At 64.1% G+C, this 18,937-nt stretch carries 13 protein-coding genes; 5 read left to right on the top strand and 8 right to left on the bottom strand.

Going from position 1 to position 18,937, the window contains the following annotated elements:
• The first annotated feature begins 198 nt into the window (after positions 1-198).
• From recC to recD, 3 genes are read left to right on the top strand one after another with little or no spacing between them, the layout of a single operon-like run.
• Positions 199-3,678 carry an exodeoxyribonuclease V subunit gamma gene (recC, locus tag ACF8R3_RS18595; RefSeq protein ID WP_392516001.1) on the top strand — a complete coding sequence of 1,160 codons (3,480 nt, stop codon included), beginning with the start codon at positions 199-201 and terminating at the stop codon, positions 3,676-3,678.
• Positions 3,675-7,352, top strand: coding sequence for an exodeoxyribonuclease V subunit beta (recB, locus tag ACF8R3_RS18600; protein ID WP_392516002.1), 3,678 nt, complete (start codon positions 3,675-3,677; stop codon positions 7,350-7,352). The genes recC and recB overlap by 4 nt, the downstream gene beginning before the upstream one ends.
• Positions 7,349-9,424: an exodeoxyribonuclease V subunit alpha gene (recD, locus tag ACF8R3_RS18605; RefSeq protein WP_196124809.1), complete on the top strand. Its 2,076-nt coding sequence runs from the start codon at positions 7,349-7,351 to the stop codon at positions 9,422-9,424. The genes recB and recD overlap by 4 nt, the downstream gene beginning before the upstream one ends.
• Positions 9,425-9,445: 21 nt before the next feature.
• On the opposite strand, the gene ACF8R3_RS18610 is transcribed toward recD, so the two are convergent.
• On the bottom strand, positions 9,446-10,408 hold the full coding sequence (locus ACF8R3_RS18610) for a LysR family transcriptional regulator (RefSeq protein ID WP_058639894.1): 963 nt from the start codon (positions 10,406-10,408) through the stop codon (positions 9,446-9,448).
• A 133-nt stretch (positions 10,409-10,541) separates the two neighbouring features.
• Between ACF8R3_RS18610 and ACF8R3_RS18615 the strand changes: the two genes are divergently transcribed.
• Positions 10,542-12,068 (top strand): CoA-acylating methylmalonate-semialdehyde dehydrogenase, encoded by a 1,527-nt coding sequence (locus ACF8R3_RS18615; protein ID WP_058639893.1) that lies wholly within the window; start codon positions 10,542-10,544, stop codon positions 12,066-12,068.
• A gap of 10 nt (positions 12,069-12,078) precedes the next feature.
• Positions 12,079-12,966, top strand: coding sequence for a 3-hydroxyisobutyrate dehydrogenase (gene mmsB, locus ACF8R3_RS18620; RefSeq protein ID WP_058639892.1), 888 nt, complete (start codon positions 12,079-12,081; stop codon positions 12,964-12,966).
• A 60-nt stretch (positions 12,967-13,026) separates the two neighbouring features.
• On the opposite strand, the gene ACF8R3_RS18625 is transcribed toward mmsB, so the two are convergent.
• The 7 genes from ACF8R3_RS18625 to ACF8R3_RS18655 form a co-directional block, all read right to left on the bottom strand.
• The gene (locus ACF8R3_RS18625; RefSeq protein WP_023534343.1) at positions 13,027-13,371 is read right to left on the bottom strand and encodes a cupin domain-containing protein; all 345 of its coding nucleotides are present in this window, start codon (positions 13,369-13,371) and stop codon (positions 13,027-13,029) included.
• A 155-nt stretch (positions 13,372-13,526) separates the two neighbouring features.
• Positions 13,527-14,459, bottom strand: a complete 933-nt coding sequence (locus tag ACF8R3_RS18630) for a phosphatidate cytidylyltransferase (protein ID WP_392475361.1) — start codon at positions 14,457-14,459, stop codon at positions 13,527-13,529.
• Position 14,460: 1 nt separating this feature from the next.
• A complete protein-coding gene (locus ACF8R3_RS18635) occupies positions 14,461-15,084 on the bottom strand; it encodes a lysophospholipid acyltransferase family protein (RefSeq protein WP_392475362.1) in 624 nt (207 codons plus the stop codon).
• Between the two features lie 10 nt (positions 15,085-15,094).
• Positions 15,095-15,526, bottom strand: coding sequence for a hypothetical protein (locus ACF8R3_RS18640; RefSeq protein ID WP_078477996.1), 432 nt, complete (start codon positions 15,524-15,526; stop codon positions 15,095-15,097).
• Positions 15,527-17,281 carry a bifunctional alpha/beta hydrolase/class I SAM-dependent methyltransferase gene (locus tag ACF8R3_RS18645; protein ID WP_392516003.1) on the bottom strand — a complete coding sequence of 585 codons (1,755 nt, stop codon included), beginning with the start codon at positions 17,279-17,281 and terminating at the stop codon, positions 15,527-15,529.
• 30 nt (positions 17,282-17,311) lie between these two features.
• On the bottom strand, positions 17,312-17,917 hold the full coding sequence (locus ACF8R3_RS18650; protein ID WP_196124815.1) for a CDP-alcohol phosphatidyltransferase family protein: 606 nt from the start codon (positions 17,915-17,917) through the stop codon (positions 17,312-17,314).
• Positions 17,918-18,012: 95 nt separating this feature from the next.
• Positions 18,013-18,900 (bottom strand): LysR substrate-binding domain-containing protein, encoded by an 888-nt coding sequence (locus tag ACF8R3_RS18655; protein ID WP_058604853.1) that lies wholly within the window; start codon positions 18,898-18,900, stop codon positions 18,013-18,015.
• Positions 18,901-18,937: the final 37 nt, after the last annotated feature.

The raw sequence follows: 18,937 nt of genomic DNA on the forward strand, positions 1-18,937 counted from the left end.
TGAAAAACTTACGTATCAGCGTCGGTGTCGTCAAACGAGCAACCGCCATTGAGCAGCAGGTGTGAGCACGCGACTGCTATGCCTTGGAGCATTAAATACCCCGCATCAACGCTTCCACACCTTGCTACGGCCCCGCCCTTGATCCGCGCCGTGATATCGTTCCTGCCCAAGTCAACTCGCCCTTAAAGAGACCTGCCGATGTCCAGTACTCACCTCCAGCCTGGCTTCATGATCGTCCACGGCAATCGCCCCGACGACCTGCGCAGCCTGGTGGTGAGCTGGATGCGCCGTTACCCCCTGGCGCCTCTAGAGAACGAAATCGCGCTGGTTCAGAGCAATGGTATCGCCCAATGGCTCAAGCTCGCTTTGGCCGAAGACCCCCTAGAGGATGACCAGGGCGGTTGTGGCATTGCCGCTGCCATCGAGATGCAGCTCCCGGGTAGTTTCATGTGGCAGCTGTACCGCACCGTGTTGGGCCGCGATCAGATACCGGAAGTGTCGCTGCTCGACAAGGCACCGCTCACCTGGCGCTTGATGCGCCTATTACCCGAGCTGATTGAGCGGCCGCACTTCGAGCCGTTGCGGCGTTTTCTGACTGACGACAGCGATCTGCGCAAACGCTATCAGCTCGCCGAGCGCCTGGCCGACCTGTTCGACCAATATCAGGTATACCGCGCCGACTGGTTGAAAGAGTGGGCCGCAGGACGGCATGTGCTCAATACTGCACGCAGCGAACGCAAGCCATTGCCTGTGGATAACTGCTGGCAGGCAGAGCTGTGGCGTGCCTTGTTGGAGGACGTAGGCGAGCAGGGCATGGCCCAGAGCCGTGCCGGCGTCCACCAGCGGTTCATGGCCTGTATCGACGACCTGAAGCAGGCCCCGGCAAACCTGCCCGCGCGGGTCATCGTGTTCGGTATCTCCTCGCTGCCGGCCCAGACGCTCGAAGCGCTGGCCGGTCTCGCCCGTTTCAGCCAGGTGTTGTTATGCGTGCACAATCCTTGTCGCCATCACTGGGCCGATATCGTGGCCGACAAGGACTTGCTGCGGCACCAGTACAAGCGTCAGCAACGCCGGCCCGGCATGCCATTGGAACTCGATGACCAGTCACTGCACCAACACGCACATCCCCTGTTGGCAGCCTGGGGCAAGCAAGGCCGCGACTACATCAATCTGCTCGACAGCTACGACGACCCAGGAAGTTACCAGGGTGTCTTCAGCGATGGACGCATCGACCTGTTCACCGAAGGCTCACCCGTAACGCTGCTCAACCAGCTACAGGACGATATCCTTCAATTGCGCCCGCTGGCCGAATCCCGTGAGCAGTGGCCGCCGGTCAATGCACGCCGCGACCGTTCGGTGCGCTTTCACGTTGCGCACAGCCCGCAACGGGAAGTCGAGATTCTCCACGATCAGTTGTTGGCTCGCTTCAGCGCAGATCCCACACTGCGTCCACGCGACGTCATCGTCATGTTGCCCGACGTGGATAGCTACGCACCGCACATACGGGCCGTCTTCGGCCAGGTGCAGCGTAAAGACCCTCGCTACATCCCTTTTACCTTGACCGACCAGGGCCAGCGTGGCCGCGAGCCGCTGCTGATCGCCTTGGAGCACCTGCTCAAACTTCCCGAAAGCCGCTTTGCCGTCAGCGAAGTGCTGGACCTGCTGGACGTGCCGGCAGTACGGGCTCGGTTTGGCATTCGCGAAGGCGACTTGCCCACCCTACACCGCTGGATCGAAGGGGCCGGCATTCGCTGGGGGCTCAATGCCGAGCAACGGGCCAGCCTGGGCTTGCCGGAAGGGCTCGAGCAGAACTCCTGGCGCTTTGGTTTGCGGCGGATGTTGCTGGGGTATGCCGTGGGTGTGGGTGATGCCTGCGATGGCATCGAGCCTTATGACGAGATAGGCGGGCTGGACGCTGCGCTGATTGGCCCGCTTGTCGCGTTGCTCGATGCGCTGGAAGTGGCGTGCCAAACCTTGTCATCCCCGGCCAACGCCGGCGAGTGGAGCGAACGCCTCAATGCCCTGCTGCACGTCTTCTTCCTGGCCGAGGATGAGCAGGACGAGTTCTTGCTGATCCAGTTGCAGGACCTGCGCGAATCGTGGCTGGATGTCTGCGAAACCGTGGACCTGCAAGATCCACTGCCCCTTACGGTGGTGCGCGAGGCCTGGTTGTCGGGCCTGGATCAAGGCAAATTGTCCCAGCGCTTTCTGGCAGGCTCGGTGAATTTCTGTACCCTCATGCCCATGCGGGCCATCCCGTTTCGCGTGGTCTGCCTGCTGGGCATGAACGACGGTGACTATCCTCGCGCGCAGCCACCGCTGGATTTCGACCTGATGGCCACCGACTATCGCCCAGGTGATCGTTCGCGTCGGGAAGATGATCGCTACCTGTTGCTCGAAGCCCTATTGTCGGCCCAGGACCAGCTCTACGTGAGCTGGGTGGGCCACAGTATCCGCGACAACAGCGAGCGTCCTGCCTCGGTACTGATCGGCCAGCTTCGCGATCACATCGCGGCGGGATGGCAACTGGCCGATGCGCAAGCCGACACCAAACACGATCCGGGCCAGCAACTGCTTCACGCCCTGACCCAGGAACACCCATTGCAGCCGTTCAGCCTGCGCTATTTCGAACAAGGCAGCGTGCTGTTCAGTTACGCGCACGAGTGGCAAGTGCTACACCAGGCCCACAGCGACGACCCTCACGACCTGTCCGAGCTGACGCCCTACCAGGATGATGAGCCGCTGACATTGAACCAGCTGGCCGATTTTCTGAGGCACCCAGTGCGGCACTTCTTCAGTCAGCGGCTCAAGGTCTACTTCGAAGCGCTCGAAGCGCCCACGCCGGACGAAGAGCCTTTCGTACTCGACGCCTTGCAACGTTATGGCGCAAGTGAAGCATTACTCAGCGCAGCCTTGAGCGCACCCGAGGATGCCCAGCGTGCCCTGCATCAGCAAGCACGCCGCCTGCAGGCCCAGGGCCTGTTGCCCTTGGCCGGTTTTGGCGAGCTCTTGCAGCACGACCTAATCGAGCCGCTGCCTGACTTGCTGCAACGCCATGGGCAGTTGCTCGAACGCTGGCCGCGGCAGGTTGAGGGCGCACTGCCCGTGCATTTCGAACACGGTCCTCATCGGCTGGAGGGCTGGCTGGGCCGCGTGTTCCAAGGCGATGACCAGAGCGTGCTGAGCATCACCCCGGTCCCCAACACCATCAGTGCAGGGCGCAACAGCCTCAAATGGCATCGCCTCATCGCGCCATGGGTGACACACCTTGCCGCCTGCGCCGCAGGATACGCCTATCACACTGCGCTGGTAGCCAGTGACGTGACCCTGCTACTGGCGCCAGTCGGCCAGCAAGCGGCAGCACAGCTGTTGGGAGAACTGCTGGTGGCACGCCAGGCAGGCATGTGTGCACCGCTGCCAGTGGCGCCTAAGACGGCATTCGCCTGGCTCGCCCAGGACGAGCCGGACAAAGCCATGGCTGCCGCTGCCCGTGCTTACGAAGGCGACGAACGCACTGGTGCCGGCGAGCGCGGTGAAAGCGTTGCCCTGGCCCGGCAGTTCCGCGATTTCGCCGCGCTCACGGCCGACGAAACCTTCGAGGGATGGTGCGAGGTCTTGTACCGCCCCCTGTTCGACGCCCCCTGGCAAACCCTGGGCAACCCGGAGAAAAACGCATGACCCAGGCTCGGCCATTGGCCCTGAATTTCCCCTTGCATGGCAGTCAGCTGATCGAGGCCAGCGCGGGAACCGGCAAGACATTCACCATTTCGGCCTTGTACCTGCGCCTTATCCTCGGCCATGGTGGCGAGCAGGGTTTCGAACGAGAGCTGCTGCCGCCGCAGATTCTGGTGGTCACGTTCACCGACGCTGCCACCAAGGAGTTGCGCGAGCGTATCCGGACTCGGCTGGCCGAGGCGGCGCGGTTTTTCCGCGGTGAACTCGAAGCCGTCGACCCGCTGCTGGCGCAACTGCGTGACGATTATCCAGAGCACGCTTGGCCAAGCAGCGCCGCCCGGCTGGAAACGGCTGTGCAGTGGATGGACGAGGCTGCCGTATCGACCATTCACGGCTGGTGCCAGCGCATGCTGCGTGAGCACGCATTCGACAGCGGTAGCCTGTTCACCCAGACCCTGGAAACCGACCACAGTGAACTGCTGGGGCAGGTGGTGCGCGATTACTGGCGGCGTTTCTGCTACGGCATGCAAAGCCAGGCCCTGGCGTGGGTACGTAGCCATTGGGTCAGCCCTGCCGCGCTCTTGCCCCGCATTCGCCCGTTGTTTGGCAGGGTGCGTGCCGCCCACCAAGGGCCTGAGCCCGAGACATTGATCCTTGAGGCGTTGCAGGCCCGCGATGAGCAGTTGGCCCGGCTCAAGAGGCCCTGGGCTGCCTGGGCACCGGAGCTGCGACAGCTGTGTCGCGACGCCGTGGCCGCCAAGCACGTGGATGGCAGGAAAATGCAGGCCCGCTATTTCGAACCCTGGTTCGACAAGTTGTGCCTGTGGTGCAACGACGAGCAGTGCGTAGAACTTGACCTGGGCACAGGTTTCACCCGTTTGACCCCTGCGGGCCTGGCCGAGGCCTGGAAAGTCGGCGAGCCGCCAGCGCACCCTGCACTCGATGCCATGCAAACCCTGCAACAGGACCTGCAGGGCCTAGCCAGTCCGGATGCAGCGCTGCTCGAACATGCCGCCAGTTGGGTTTCGGCGCAGTTCGAAGTGGAGAAGCGGCGCCGCGCGGAAATGGGCTTTGATGACATGCTCCTGCGGTTGCAGCAGGCGCTGCACAGCGAGGCAGGCGAGCGTCTGGCCGGATTGATTCGCGAGCAGTTCCCGGTGGCGATGATCGATGAATTCCAGGACACCGATCCGGTCCAGTACGGCATCTTCGAACGCATCTACCGCATCGGCGAGAACCACGGCGACACCGGCCTGTTCATGATCGGCGACCCCAAGCAAGCGATCTACGCCTTCCGCGGTGCCGATATCTACACCTACCTCGCTGCCCGGCGCGCGACCCAAGGGCGCTTGCACAGCCTGGACACCAACTACCGCTCCAGCGAAGGCATGGTCGCGGCGGTCAACCAGGTGTTCCAGCAAGCCGAGGCGCGTCCCGGCGGGCGTGGCGCCTTCCTCTTTCGGGAGGCGCACGACAACCCTCTGCCCTTCGTTGCCGTGCGCGCCCAGGGCCGCAGCGAGCAACTGATGCTTCAAGGGCAACCCTGCGCCGCACTTCAGTGCTGGCAACTACCCAGCGACGAGCCGGTTTCGGTGGGCGTTTACCGGCAGCAGATGGCCGCCAGTTGCGCGAGCCACATCGTGGGCCTGCTTAACGCCAGTCAACGCGGCGCGGCAGGCTTTGCGCACGCCAATGGCCAATTGCGCCCGTGCCTGCCTTCGGACATCGCCATCCTGGTGCGCGATGGCCACGAGGCGCAACGCATCCGCACGGAGCTCGCTGCCCGAGGCGTGCGCAGCGTCTACCTCTCCGACAAGGACTCGGTGTTCGCCGCCCAGGAAGCCCATGACCTGCTGGCCTGGCTCAAAGCCTGCGCAGAGCCGGACTCCGAGCGTCTGCTCAAGGCGGCGTTAGCCAGCTTGACGCTCGACCTGTCGCTGCCGGCGCTTGATCGCCTGAACCAGGACGAACGGGTGTGGGAAAGCTGGGTGATGCGGTTTCGCGCCTACCGCGACACGTGGCAGCGCCAGGGCGTACTGCCCATGCTGCGCCAGTTGCTGCATGACTTCGAACTGCCGCGAACGCTCATTCGCCGCACGGACGGTGAGCGAGTGCTCACCAACCTGTTGCACCTGGCCGAGTTGCTCCAGCAGGCCGCTGGCGAGCTGGACGGTGAACAGGCGCTGATCCGGCACCTGGCCGATCATCTGGCCAGTTCAGGCCAGGCTGGCGAGGAGCAGATCCTGCGCCTGGAGAGTGACGAGCAACTGGTCAAGGTGGTGACCATCCACAAGTCCAAAGGCCTGGAATACCCCTTGGTATATCTCCCGTTCATCTGCTCCAGCAAACCGGTGGACGGTAGCCGCCTGCCGCTCGCCTGGCATGACAGCCAAGGCAATGCGCACTTGACCCTGACGCCGGACGCCACGCAGATCGAGCGCGCCGATGACGAACGTTTGGCCGAAGACTTGCGCCTTTTGTATGTGGCGCTTACCCGTGCCCAGCACGCCTGCTGGCTGGGGGTGGCCGACCTCAAGCGCGGGAATCACAAGCGCTCGAACCTGCATCGCTCGGCGCTCGGCTACCTGCTGGGCGGCGGCGCTGAGCTTGCCGACTCCAAGCAACTGGCAGACTGGTTGCAGGCACTGGCCGATACCAGCGCGCACATTACCTGCCCAGGGCTTCCGGAGGCGGACCGGGCGCCCTACCAGACACCGCAGTTGCAGCATCAGCTGGTTCCAGCCCGTATGCCCCGCCGCGCGGCGGCCGAACAGTGGTGGATCGCCTCTTACAGCGCCCTGCGGATCGGCGAACAGGCGCTGGGCGTCGACAGTTCCCTGGCGCAACAACTGCTCGATGATGAGCGCGTCGATACCCAGGTTCTGCGCGAGGTCCCGGCCGATAGCGGAGACATCCACCGCTTCCCGCGCGGTCCCAACCCCGGCACGTTCCTCCACGGTTTGCTGGAGTGGGCCGGGCGCGAAGGCTTTGCCCAGGTGCGCGACAACCCGCAAGCGCTGGCCCGCACCGTGGGCCAGCGCTGTAACCGGCGCGGTTGGGAGGGCTGGATACCGACGCTGACCCAGTGGCTCACAGGCCTGCTCGACACACCGATGCCAGTGGCGCAAAACGGCCTGACCGTGACCCTCAGCCAGCTCACCCACTATCAGGTCGAGATGGAGTTCTGGTTTGCCAGTCATCAGGTCGATGCCCAGCAACTCGACCGCCTGGTGGCCCACTACACCCATCCAGGTCTACTGCGCCCAGCTGCGCAGCCGACGCTGCTCAACGGCATGTTCAAGGGCTTCATCGACCTGGCGTTCGAGCTGCAGGGGCGCTACTACGTGACCGATTACAAATCCAACTGGTTGGGCCCGGACATCCAGGCATATGACCCTGCCGCGATGCAGCAAGCCATCCTCGAGCATCGTTACGACCTGCAGTACGTGCTGTACCTGTTGGCCCTGCACCGACAGCTGCGCGCCCGCCTGCCGGACTATGACTACGACCTTCATGTCGGCGGGGCCCTTTTCATTTTCCTGCGAGGGGCCAACGGCAGCGGGCATGGCATTTATCACGCCAAGCCCCCACGCGAGTTGATCGAAACCCTCGATGCGTTGTTTCGCGGCGAGCACGCGCCTATTCAGCATGATTTGTTCGCCGGAGACACCCCATGAGCCGAAGCCTCCTCGACCTGCTGCCCACCCCCCTGCACGCCGAGCACCTACTGGCCCTGGCCCCTCAACACCGCAGCAGTGACCTGCTGCAACTGCTCGATCGCTGGGTCGAACGCGGCTGGTTGCGGGCGCTGGACCGTGCTTTCGTGTCATTTCTGGAGACGCTTGCGCCGGGCAGTGACCCGCTGTTGCTGTTGGCCGCCGCCCTTGCCAGCCATCAACTGGGGCATGGGCACGTCTGCCTGGACTTGCAGCAGACCTTGGCCGAACCTGACTTCGCGCTCTCGTTACCGCCTGAGGGTGATGCATTGACCGGCCCGCTGCTGTTGCCCTCCCAGCTGCTGGCCGGCCTTGACCTGGACGCCTGGCGCCAGCGCATTGCCGCAAGCCCGCTGGTGGCAGCCGCCGATGCGCCCGGGCAGCACACACGGCCTTTGGTCCTCAGCGGCGAACGCCTCTACCTGCGCCGCTACTGGAGTTATGAACGACGCATCGACAGCACATTGCGCCAACGCCTGACCCAGGCCGACGCCATACCCCCAGACCTGGCGGCGCGTCTGGACGCCCTGTTCGAGGGCGGCAGCCTCGCAGGGCAGGTGGACTGGCAGAAGCTTGCCTGCGCCCTGGCCACGCGCGCCGGGTTCAGCATCATCACCGGTGGGCCTGGCACCGGCAAGACCACCACCGTGGTACGCCTGCTTGCCTTGCTCCAGGCCCCGGCAGTGGAAGCGGGCAGGCCGTTGCGCATCCGCCTGGCGGCGCCCACGGGCAAGGCCGCTGCTCGCCTGACCGAATCCATTGGCCAGCAAGTCGAGCGTCTGCAGGTCAGCAGCGCCGTGCGTGGCCATATCCCCACTGAAGTCAGCACCGTGCACCGCCTGCTCGGCAGCCGTCCAGGCTCGCGACATTTCCGTCACAATGCCGCCAACCCGCTGCCCCTGGACGTACTGGTGGTCGATGAAGCCTCGATGATCGACCTGGAGATGATGGCCAACCTGCTCGATGCCATGCCGCCAAAGGCACGGCTGGTGCTGCTGGGTGACAAGGATCAGCTGGCCTCGGTGGAGGCCGGTGCGGTGCTGGGTGATTTGTGCCGGGATGCCGAGCAGGGCCGCTACTCCCCAGCGACCCAAGCATGGCTGGAGCATATCGGCGGGCAATCGCTGTCTGAAAGCGGTCTTGAGCCAGGTGATGAACAGCGCCACCCACTGGCTCAGCAAGTGGTCATGCTGCGCTTTTCCCGGCGCTTCGGCGAAGGCAGCGGCATCGGCCAGCTCGCCCGGTTGGTCAATCGCCAGCAAAGCCACGCGGCGCGCAACCTACTGGCCATGCCGCCGCCCGACGTCCACAGCCTGGCCCTGAAACAGGAGCATGACCGCGCCTTCGATCGCCTGCTGCTCGACGGCCTGGACCGCGGCGCAGAAGGCCCTCAGGGGTATCGCAGCTACCTGCGTACACTGGGCAGCCAGCGTCCGGCGCTGGACACTCCCTTCGACGACCCTGCGTGGGAGCGCTGGGCTGCCAAGGTCTTGCACAGTTTCGAGGATTTCCAGCTGTTGTGCGCCGTGCGCCGCGGCGCCTGGGGCGTTGAAGGGTTGAACGAGCGGGTAGCGCGGGTGCTGCACAACGCCCGCCTGATCGACAGCCAGCAGCCTTGGTACGAGGGCCGCCCGGTGTTGGTCACGCGCAACGACTATGGGCTGGGTTTGATGAACGGCGACATCGGCATCGCCCTGTGCCTGCCGGACGAACAGGGCAGGCCATTGCTGCGCGTGGCCTTTCCCCGCAACGATGGCAAGGGAGGCGTACGCTTTGTACTGCCCAGCCGCTTGAACGAGGTGGAAACCGTGTTCGCCATGACCGTGCACAAATCCCAGGGCTCGGAATTCGGCCATACCGCACTGGTCCTGCCCGACGCACTCAATCCGGTGCTGACCAAGGAGCTGATCTACACCGGCATCACCCGTGCCAAGCACTGCTTCAGCCTGGTCGAACCTCGCCAGGGCATCTTCGAGGAAGCCGTGGAGCGCAAGGTTCGACGTATCTCGGGGTTGATGCTCGAGCAGGTGTGAGGATGATGATCGCCAGCGCCGTCAGGGCTGGGTGCAGGACCTGGCAAAGCGCATCACCGTATCCTGCCCCATCATCAGTGCGGCATTGGCTTCGGTCACCTCGCGGATGTAGTCCCACAACAAGGTGATGCGCTTGAGTTTGCGCAGGTCTTCGCGGCAATACATCCAGAATTGCCGCGTCACCTCCACCTGATCGGGCAGCACCGTGACCAGCCGCGGGTCCTGCGCGGCCAGAAAACACGGCAGAATGGCCAGCCCCCGACCTTGAAGCGCCGCGGTGTACTGGGCAATCACGCTGGTACTGCGCAGGTGGGCCGTGGCCCCAGGGATCAGGTTGGCCAGGTACAGCAGCTCGGAGCTGAAAGCCAGGTCGTCGACATAGCTGATGAAGGGATGCCCGGCCAGGTCGGCAACGGCCTGGATCGGCGCGTGGCTGTCCAGGTAGGCCTGGGTGGCGTACAGGCGCAGCCGGTAGTCGCATAGCTTGCAGCATACATAGGGCCCGTGTTCCGGGCGTTCCAGGGCGATGACGATGTCTGCCTCGCGCTTGGACAGGCTGATGAAGTGCGGCAGCGGCAGGATATCCACTGAAATCGCCGGGTATGCATCGACGAAGTGGCTCAGCTGCGGGGTGATGAAGAAGCTGCCGAAGCCTTCGGTGCAGCCCATGCGCACATGCCCCGACAGCGCCACCCCGGAGCCTGACACCTGCTCGCACGCCATGTGCAGCGTACTCTCGATGGCCTCGGCATAACCGAGCAGGCGTTGGCCTTCTGCCGTCAGCACAAATCCGCTGGTGCGCGATTTTTCGAACAACAAGGTGCCAAGCGCCCCCTCCAGCGACGTGATGCGCCGCGAGACGGTGGTGTAGTCCACGCTCAGGCGTTTGGCCGCGCTGCTGGCCTTGCGGGTGCGGGCTACTTCAAGAAAGAACTTCAAGTCGTCCCAGTTGAGCGCGCTCAGGGATGTGAGGTCTTTTTGCATGATGATCCGGAATTTTTATGCGTTCTTGTAGGATGTTTGCACATCTATACTCGAAACATGCCCTCTCACGCCACCCCGCGTTAGCGACGGCGCTGGCGATCTCGTCCTGACAATAATTCCAAGGAGAACGCAGATGAACGCACCCCAGTCACCTGACCAGACCAAGGTCGAGCAGGCCAAGCTGCTGATTGATGGCCAATGGGTGGAGTCCCGAACGAGCGAGTGGCGCGATATCGTCAACCCGGCCACCCAGGCCGTGCTGGCGCGTGTTCCGTTCGCCACCACCGAGGAGGTGGACGCCGCCGTGGCAGCGGCCCAGCGCGCCTTTTTGACCTGGCGCCATACGCCGATTGGCGCGCGCATGCGCATCATGCTCAAGCTCCAGGCGCTGATTCGTGAGCACAGCAAGCGCATCGCCCAGGTGCTGAGCGCCGAACAGGGCAAGACACTGGCCGACGCCGAGGGCGATATCTTCCGTGGCCTGGAAGTGGTTGAGCACGCGGCTTCCATCGGCACCCTGCAAATGGGCGAATTCGCCGAAAACGTGGCAGGCGGTGTCGATACCTACACCTTGCGCCAGCCGATCGGGGTGTGCGCCGGCATCACACCGTTCAACTTCCCCGCGATGATCCCGCTGTGGATGTTCCCCATGGCCATCGTCTGTGGCAATACGTTCGTGCTCAAGCCCTCCGAGCAGGACCCGTTGTCCACGCTGTTGCTGGTCGAGCTGGCCGTGGAGGCCGGGGTGCCGGCCGGTGTGCTCAACGTCGTCCATGGGGGCAAGGCCGTGGTCGATGCCCTGTGCACGCACCAGGACATCAAGGCGATTTCCTTCGTCGGCTCGACCGAAGTGGGTACCCATGTCTACAACCTGGCCAGCCAGCATGGCAAGCGCGTGCAGTCGATGATGGGCGCCAAGAACCATGCCGTGGTGCTGCCGGACGCCAACCGTACGCAGACCGTGAATGCCCTTGTAGGGGCGGCCTTTGGTGCCGCAGGCCAGCGCTGCATGGCCACCTCGGTCGCGGTGCTGGTGGGCAAGGCCCGCGAATGGCTGCCGGACATCAAGCAGGCGGCGAGCAAGCTCAGCGTCAACGCTGGCTGCGAGCCGGGTACCGATGTGGGGCCGGTGGTGTCCAAGCGGGCCAAGGAGCGTGTACTGAGCCTGATCGAGAGCGGCATCCGAGAAGGCGCCACGTTGGAGCTCGATGGCCGCGACGTCAAGGTGCCGGGCTATGAGCAAGGCAACTTCGTCGGCCCCACCTTGTTCTCCGGGGTGACCACCGACATGCAGGTCTATACCCAGGAAATCTTCGGGCCGGTGCTGGTCACGCTCGAGGTCGATACCCTCGACGAGGCCATCGCACTGGTCAACGCCAACCCGTTCGGCAACGGGACCGGTCTGTTCACCCAGAGCGGCGCGGCGGCGCGCAAGTTCCAGAGCGAGATCGACGTCGGGCAGGTGGGCATCAACATCCCGATCCCGGTACCCGTACCGTTCTTCAGCTTCACCGGCTCGCGCGGCTCCAAGCTGGGAGACCTGGGGCCGTACGGCAAGCAGGTGGTGCAGTTCTACACCCAGACCAAGACGGTTACCGCCCGCTGGTTCGATGACGACAGTATCAACGACGGCGTGAACACCACCATCAGCCTGCGCTAAGGAGCACGACATGCGTATCGCATTCATTGGCTTGGGCAACATGGGCGCCCCCATGGCCCGCAACCTGATCAAGGCCGGTCACCACCTTGCCCTGTTCGACCTGAACAAGGAGGTACTGGCAGAACTCGGCGCCCTGGGTGGGCAGGTCAGCGCCTCACCACGCGAGGCGGTGGCCGAAAGCGACCTGGTCATCACTATGTTGCCGGCCGCCGCGCACGTGCGCAGCGTCTACCTCGATGACGATGGGGTACTGGCCGGGATCCGAGCTGGCACGCCTACCGTCGATTGCAGCACCATCGACCCGCAAACCGCCCGCGAGGTGTCCAAGGCGGCGGCCGCCAAGGGCGTGGACATGGGCGATGCACCGGTCTCAGGGGGCACGGGTGGGGCGGCGGCCGGTACGCTGACGTTCATGGTCGGGGCCAGCGACGCACTGTTCTCAGCGCTCAAGCCGGTGCTCGAGCAAATGGGCCGCAACATCGTGCACTGCGGCGAAGTGGGGACGGGGCAGATCGCCAAGATCTGCAACAACCTGCTGCTGGGCATTTCGATGATCGGTGTGTCCGAGGCCATGGCACTGGGCAATGCCTTGGGTATCGACACCCAGGTGCTGGCAGGGATCATCAACAGCTCCACCGGACGCTGCTGGAGCTCCGACACCTATAATCCCTGGCCTGGCGTGATCGACACGGCGCCGTCTTCGCGTGGCTACACCGGCGGCTTCGGCGCCGAATTGATGCTCAAGGACCTGGGGCTGGCCACTGAAGCTGCGCGTCAGGCCCGCCAGCCTGTGATCCTTGGCGCCGTTGCGCAACAGCTGTATCAGGCCATGAGCCTGCGTGGGGAGGGTGGCAAGGACTTTTCAGCCATCATTGAGGCCTATCGCAAGCCACAGTGAGCAAAGGGGCACGTCATGAACGTGCAGGGGGCGGCTCATCGCGCCCCCTGCGCCTGCGAATCAGGCGAAGACGAAGTACTTGCGCACCGTCTCGACCACCTCCCACGTGCCCTTCATTCCTGGCTCGATCACGAACACGTCACCTGCCTTGAGGTGCTTCGGTTCCTCGCCTTCCGGGGTGACGATGCAGTAGCCATCGAGGAAGTGGCAGTATTCCCACTTGTCATAGTTGACTTCGAACTTGCCTGGGGTGCAGATCCAGGTGCCCATGATCTTGCTGCCGTCGGCTGACAGGTAGGCGTTCAGGTTCACGGTGTGCGGGTCGCCGCCGATACGTTTCCACTTGGTAGCGTCCACGACCGGGGTGGGGCAGGTTTCACGCAGCACGGTGATGAAATCGGACATGGCACAACTCCTGTGACTGGTTGAATGACCCGTCACCATAGGTGTTGAAGCGCCCGTGCAGTTGCCTGAAGTCGACGTCCAGGTGCCTGGCCGCGCTGTTCATGCAGATTCAGCTCAGGCTACAGGCTAGTTCGCTACCAGGCGTTGGCGCCGCTTCAAGCCCACCAGTAACGCACGAAGTGGAAAAAAACCGGTGCAGCGAAGCAGACCGAGTCGATGCGGTCGAGCATGCCGCCATGGCCTTCGATCATATGCCCCCAGTCCTTCACGCCACGGTCGCGCTTGATCGCCGACATCACCAGCCCACCAAAGAAGCCCATGGCATTGACCGCCAGGGCCATCAGGGCAGCCTGCCAGAAGCTGAACGGCGTGATCCAGCACAGCAGCGCGCCGATCAGCGTGGCCAGTGCCACGCCGCCCACCAGGCCCTCGAGGGTTTTGGAGGGCGAGAGGTTTGGCGCCACCTTGCGCTTGCCGAACAGCTTGCCGCACACGTACTGCAGCACATCACTGAGCTGCACCACCACGATCAGCCAGGCGATAAGCAGCAGGTTGCGCCCTTCAAAACCGGGAATCTCCAGAGTCATCAGCGCCGGTACCGCCGACACGCAGTACACCGCGATCATCAAGCCCCACTGCACCTTGGAAGCCCGCTCCAGAAAGCGCGTGGTGTCGCCCCCCAGGCTTGCCAGGATCGGCAGCAACAGGAACAGGTAGACCGGAATGAAGATGCTGAACAGGCCATACCAGTCCATGGCGATCAGCACGTACTGGACGGGCAGCGCAATATAGAACGCCGCTGCCAGGGCGGGGTAGTCACTGCGCCGGGTGGGGGTGAGGGTCATGAATTCGCGCAAGGCGTAGAACGACACGCCGTAGAACAACACGATCACGCCGTATTTGCCGAAGACGAAGGCGATGCCGATCACCAGCACCATGACCCACCAGGCATTGACGCGGGCGTTGAGGTTGTCGATCACCGCATGGGGCCCGGGGCCTGCGCGCCATTTCAGGACACGGCCGATCACACTGGCGAGCAGCAGCAGGGCGCCGATGCCGGCGAACAGCGCGAAGGTATTGTCGTGCATGTCAAACGTCCTTGGGGGCTAGATCGAGCAGGGCCTGGCCAGCCCGCTCCAGAAAGGCTTGCTTGCTTTCGTCGGCCTGCAGGTGCAAGGGTTCGCCGAAACTCAGGGTGCACAGCAACGGTAACGGCAAGGCGCGTCCCTTGGGCATCACCCGATTGAGGTTGGCGATCCACACCGGCACCAGCTCGACCTGTGGGTGGGCCGCCGCCAGGTGGTACAGGCCACTTCGCAACGGCAACAAGGGCTCATCGCTGAGGTTGCGTGTGCCTTCGGGAAAGAAGATCAGCGAATCGCCCTGGGCCACGGCATCGAGCACCGGTTGCAAGGGGTGACCCTGGCCTTCGTCGCGTTGTCGCTGGATCAGCACGCCATTGAACACCTTGCGGATGAGAAAATCGCGAATACCCGGCTTGGCCCAGTAGTCGGCGCCAGCTACCGGCCGAGTGCGACGCCGCAGCGTCTGGGGCAGCGATGCCCACAGCAGGACGAAATCGCCGTGGCTGCTGTGGTTGGCAAAGTACAGCCGCTGCACCGGAAGGGGCGTGCACCCCAGCCAGAGGGCTCGCGCCCCGGTAATCAGGCGTGCGGCCGAAGTGATCAGGTAGGCGGTGAAGTTGGCGAGCATGGAGCGTTCATCATCCTTTGATAGACAGTATCAGCACGGTAGCCAAGGCCACCGTGAGTTGCAGGCCCAGGCACAGGGCCTGGCGACGCAGCAGGCCGAGCGCAGCCCGGCTGCGCAGCGGCCAGGTACGCGCATCGGTCGGCTGCGGCTTGAGCCCATGGTCGAACAACGCGCGGTCCAGCGCCTGCATGTCTGCCGCCAGGTCCTGGCTTTGGGCCAGGTGCGCGAACAGCTCGGCATCGAGCGCAACGCGAATGGCCCAGTACTTGTGCAGCATGCCCAGGCCAACGAGCAGCAGGCACGGCACAACCGACCAGGGCGACAGCGCCGCGCCGAGCAACGGCACCAGGCCGAACCCGAGCGCCAGCAGGGTCATGCCGTCCGAGAGCCCTGCCAGTTGCCGACCCCGGCGCAGCAGGCTGGCGACCAACACAAGGTCCACTCAGCGCACCCGTTGAGCGAGGCTGACACTGAAAATCCCCCACTCGTCGATGCGTTGGGTCACCTTGCGAAAGCCCGCTGCTTCAACCAGCTGGTCCATTTCTGCCTGGCTGCGGCGACGCATCACCCAAGCCTGGCCACCCCGGTGGCTGGTCAAGGCGCGCGCAATCATCTCCAGTTGCGGATGCCACGGTTGACCGGTGTAGACCAGGTAACCGCCATCCTCCATCGCCTGCGCCAGGCCAGCCAGTGAATGGCTCACCAGGGTGTTGCTGGCGAACAGTTCGTACAGGCCTGACACCACTGCCAGCGTCGGAGGCTGTTCCAGCGTCGCCAGGCTATGGCGGTCGAAGGCATCGCCCTGAACGAAACGGGCAATGTCACCCAGGCCCTTTTCCTGGATCAGTGCGGCGCCTTGTTGCACGTTGAGCGGGCTGTAGTCGCGCAGCAGGATTGACTCAGGGCGCTGATCGACCTGTTGCAGGGCTTCGAGAATGTAGCGGCCATGGCCGGCTGCGATATCCACGATGTGCACCGGGCGGCCGGCATCGCGCAGACGATCCATGGCCAGGCGCAGCAGCGCTTCGACATGCACCTTGCGCTGGCGAATGCCACGCCAACCGATGGCATTGAGGTAGTTCTGGTCGACCAGGCGGCCCAGCCTGCCTTTACCCGCAGGCTGGTTGCGGTACACATAATCCAGTGTGCTGCCCGAATCGAAACCCGTGTCGAAGCCAAGCCGCACGCCGTCCGCTACCTTGCTGCCCAAGCGCAGCCCGGCACGGGTGGCGCGCCAGTAAAGCCCGCGCAGCGAGTGGCGGGGCAAGGGCGCGGCCAGGCTCTCGGCCTCGGCGCAACTGGCGCCGGTCTTGTCCGCATTGAGCAGCGAAAGCCGTTCGACCGGGCAGGCGAAGCAGTGCTCGACGAATCGCTCAATACGGCGTAAGGCGTGTGTCCGCTCGCGTTCGCCCAAGGTGTCGTGGAAGAACCCTGGCAGCACGTGCATCTCCTTGCGCATACTGCCCAGACGGTCGAAGAAGCGCTGCTGAGGTGCGCGCTCGACCACCAGGTCTGCACCGGAGACCAGCAGTTGCGTGGGTAGCTGAATCGCCTGGGCGTCGGCCACCACTCGCTCGGCGGCTTCATACAGGCCTAGCAGCATGGTCACCGAAATGGGCCGGCTGATCAGCGGGTCTGCCTTGTACGACATGACCCGTTCCGGATCATGGGTCAGCAGTTGTGGCTTGACGTAGCTGTTGACGAAGAAATTGCCGCGCACGGCCTTGAGCAGCTTCAGGCCAGGGCGTGCAAAAGGTACATACAGCTTGACCTTGAACGCCGGAGACGCCAGCACCAGGCAACGTACCTTGGGTGCGTAGTCATGCGCCCAAGTGGCCACCAGCACCGCGCCGACACTCTGCGCCAGCACCACCAGGTCCTGTTCGGCCAGCCCGTGGCGGGCCTGAATGTGCTCGATGAACGTCTGCACATCGCTCACGCTGGTCGCAAAGCCTGGGCTGTCCCCGCGTGCGCCGGGCGACAGGCCGTGGCCGCGGGCATCCCAGGCAAAAAAGTCATAGCCCGGCATGGCCAGCTCATCGGCCAGGTGGGCCATTCGCCCGCCGTGTTCATGGCCGCGGTGGAACATCACCACCGCCCGACGCGGCTGGTGTTCGTTGCGCGTGGCAGGCCAGTGACGGTAGTGCAGCTCGACACCGTCATGGGTGGAAAAATGCAGGCTTTGCGCTTGGCGCATGGTCGATATCCTTATGCGACGGGCGAAGACTCAGCGGGTTTCAGCCAGCCCGCGACGCACCCGGTTGTAGAGGGTATAGAGGCAGAGCGCCAGGATCACAAGCAGCAATCCATTGACCCAGGTGCCGTCAAGCAAACCCAGGGCGACACCGGTACCCAGTACGCCGAAGGCGAAGGCGCGGTCGCTCTTGCCCATGGGCCCGTCGTAACGGCGCGATGCACCTGCCAAGGGGCCCATTACGCCCGCGTATTCGCTGACCGTCGCCAGCAGCACCACCAGCACCACCAGCGCCGGCCACACGCCCACCAAGAGCGCGAACGGCAGGTACAAGGCGGCATCGGCGATCACGTCGCACAGCTCGTTCAGATAGGCGCCAAGGGTGGATTGCTGGCCAAATTCGCGCGCCAGCATGCCGTCGATGGCATTGAGTGCCATGCGCAGCAACATCCATATTGGCACCAGGATGAACAAACCGTGGAGGTGAGGCAGGGCCGCTAGCAACAACCCTAGCGCAACGGAGATGACGGCAGCGGCGAGCGTGACTTGGTTGGCCGTGATGCCACGGTCATACAGGCGCTGCACCAGAGGCCGCAGCAGGGCCTGGAAACGGGGTTTGAGCTGGTAGATCGATGCCACTGGCAAGTCCTTTTTGGTGGGGCGTTGTCGCGCATTCTGGTGCAGTCCTGGTGGCCGGTAAAGCCGCAGGTACCATGACTGCGCTGCAAGAAGTTTCAGGTCCGCTCGGTGAATACCCCCACCAATGCCGCTGCATAGCCTGGCAGGGCCGCGAAGTCCCGCGCGCACAACAGCAACCTCCGGTTAGCCCAGGGTTCCTGCAGTGCCATGGCCCGCAGCGGCAACACCCCTTGCCAGCGCTGCACCGCCGCCAGGGGTACGACGCCGACGCCGGCACCGCCTGCGACCATGCGCAACACACCCTCCAAGCCCTCGGCGCGGACCCTGACGCGCATGCGCTGGCCTGCACGCAGCGCCTGCTCTTCCAGGTAAAGGGCCAGGGCACTGGCCGGCCCGAGACCGACATGACCATGGGCCAGGCTGTCGACGAAGCGCGGCGTGGGAAGGTTGGCGAGCGGGTGATCATTCGGCGTCACCAGTACCAACGGGTCGTCACGAAAGGGTCGTGTCTGTAGATGCTCGCTAGGGGCTGCGCTGGAGATGATACCCAGGTCGGCCATGCCCTGGGTGATGGCCTGCACGATGCGCAAGCTCGGGTGCTCCTGCACATCCACGCTCATCCCAGGGTTCTCGGCCAGATAGGCCGCCAGCAGTTCGGGCAGGTATTGGGTCAGGGCCGCGGTGTTACACAGCAAGCGCACCTGGCCCTGATGCCCTTGCGCGTACTGACCCAGGTCGAATTGCAAGCGCTCGACCTGTTGCGCGATGAGCCGGGCATGTTGCAGCAAGGCCTGCCCCGCAGGCGTGGGGCAGACACCCCGGCGATTGCGCAGCAAGAGTGCAACGCCCAGGGACGCTTCCATGGCACGAATCCGGGCGCTGGCTGCCGGTAGCGAAAGGTGGCTGCGCCCAGCGCCGGCGGTGATATTGCCGCACTCGACGGTGTGCCGGAAAAGCGTCAGGTCAACGAGGTCAAAATGCATGAGGCTCTGTCTGGGCAATAGGCTGACCACGAATATG

Origin of the sequence: Pseudomonas sp. FYR_7, assembly GCF_043106155.1 — a bacterium.
GTDB lineage: Bacteria > Pseudomonadota > Gammaproteobacteria > Pseudomonadales > Pseudomonadaceae > Aquipseudomonas > Aquipseudomonas parafulva_B.

Coding starts and splice junctions, on each gene's coding strand:
- recC (WP_392516001.1), top strand. CDS start 199: ATGTCCAGTACTCACCTCCAGCCTGGCTTCATGATCGTCCACGGCAAT.
- recB (WP_392516002.1), top strand. CDS start 3,675: ATGACCCAGGCTCGGCCATTGGCCCTGAATTTCCCCTTGCATGGCAGT.
- recD (WP_196124809.1), top strand. CDS start 7,349: ATGAGCCGAAGCCTCCTCGACCTGCTGCCCACCCCCCTGCACGCCGAG.
- ACF8R3_RS18610 (WP_058639894.1), bottom strand. CDS start 10,408: ATGCAAAAAGACCTCACATCCCTGAGCGCGCTCAACTGGGACGACTTG.
- ACF8R3_RS18615 (WP_058639893.1), top strand. CDS start 10,542: ATGAACGCACCCCAGTCACCTGACCAGACCAAGGTCGAGCAGGCCAAG.
- mmsB (WP_058639892.1), top strand. CDS start 12,079: ATGCGTATCGCATTCATTGGCTTGGGCAACATGGGCGCCCCCATGGCC.
- ACF8R3_RS18625 (WP_023534343.1), bottom strand. CDS start 13,371: ATGTCCGATTTCATCACCGTGCTGCGTGAAACCTGCCCCACCCCGGTC.
- ACF8R3_RS18630 (WP_392475361.1), bottom strand. CDS start 14,459: ATGCACGACAATACCTTCGCGCTGTTCGCCGGCATCGGCGCCCTGCTG.
- ACF8R3_RS18635 (WP_392475362.1), bottom strand. CDS start 15,084: ATGCTCGCCAACTTCACCGCCTACCTGATCACTTCGGCCGCACGCCTG.
- ACF8R3_RS18645 (WP_392516003.1), bottom strand. CDS start 17,281: ATGCGCCAAGCGCAAAGCCTGCATTTTTCCACCCATGACGGTGTCGAG.
- ACF8R3_RS18655 (WP_058604853.1), bottom strand. CDS start 18,900: ATGCATTTTGACCTCGTTGACCTGACGCTTTTCCGGCACACCGTCGAG.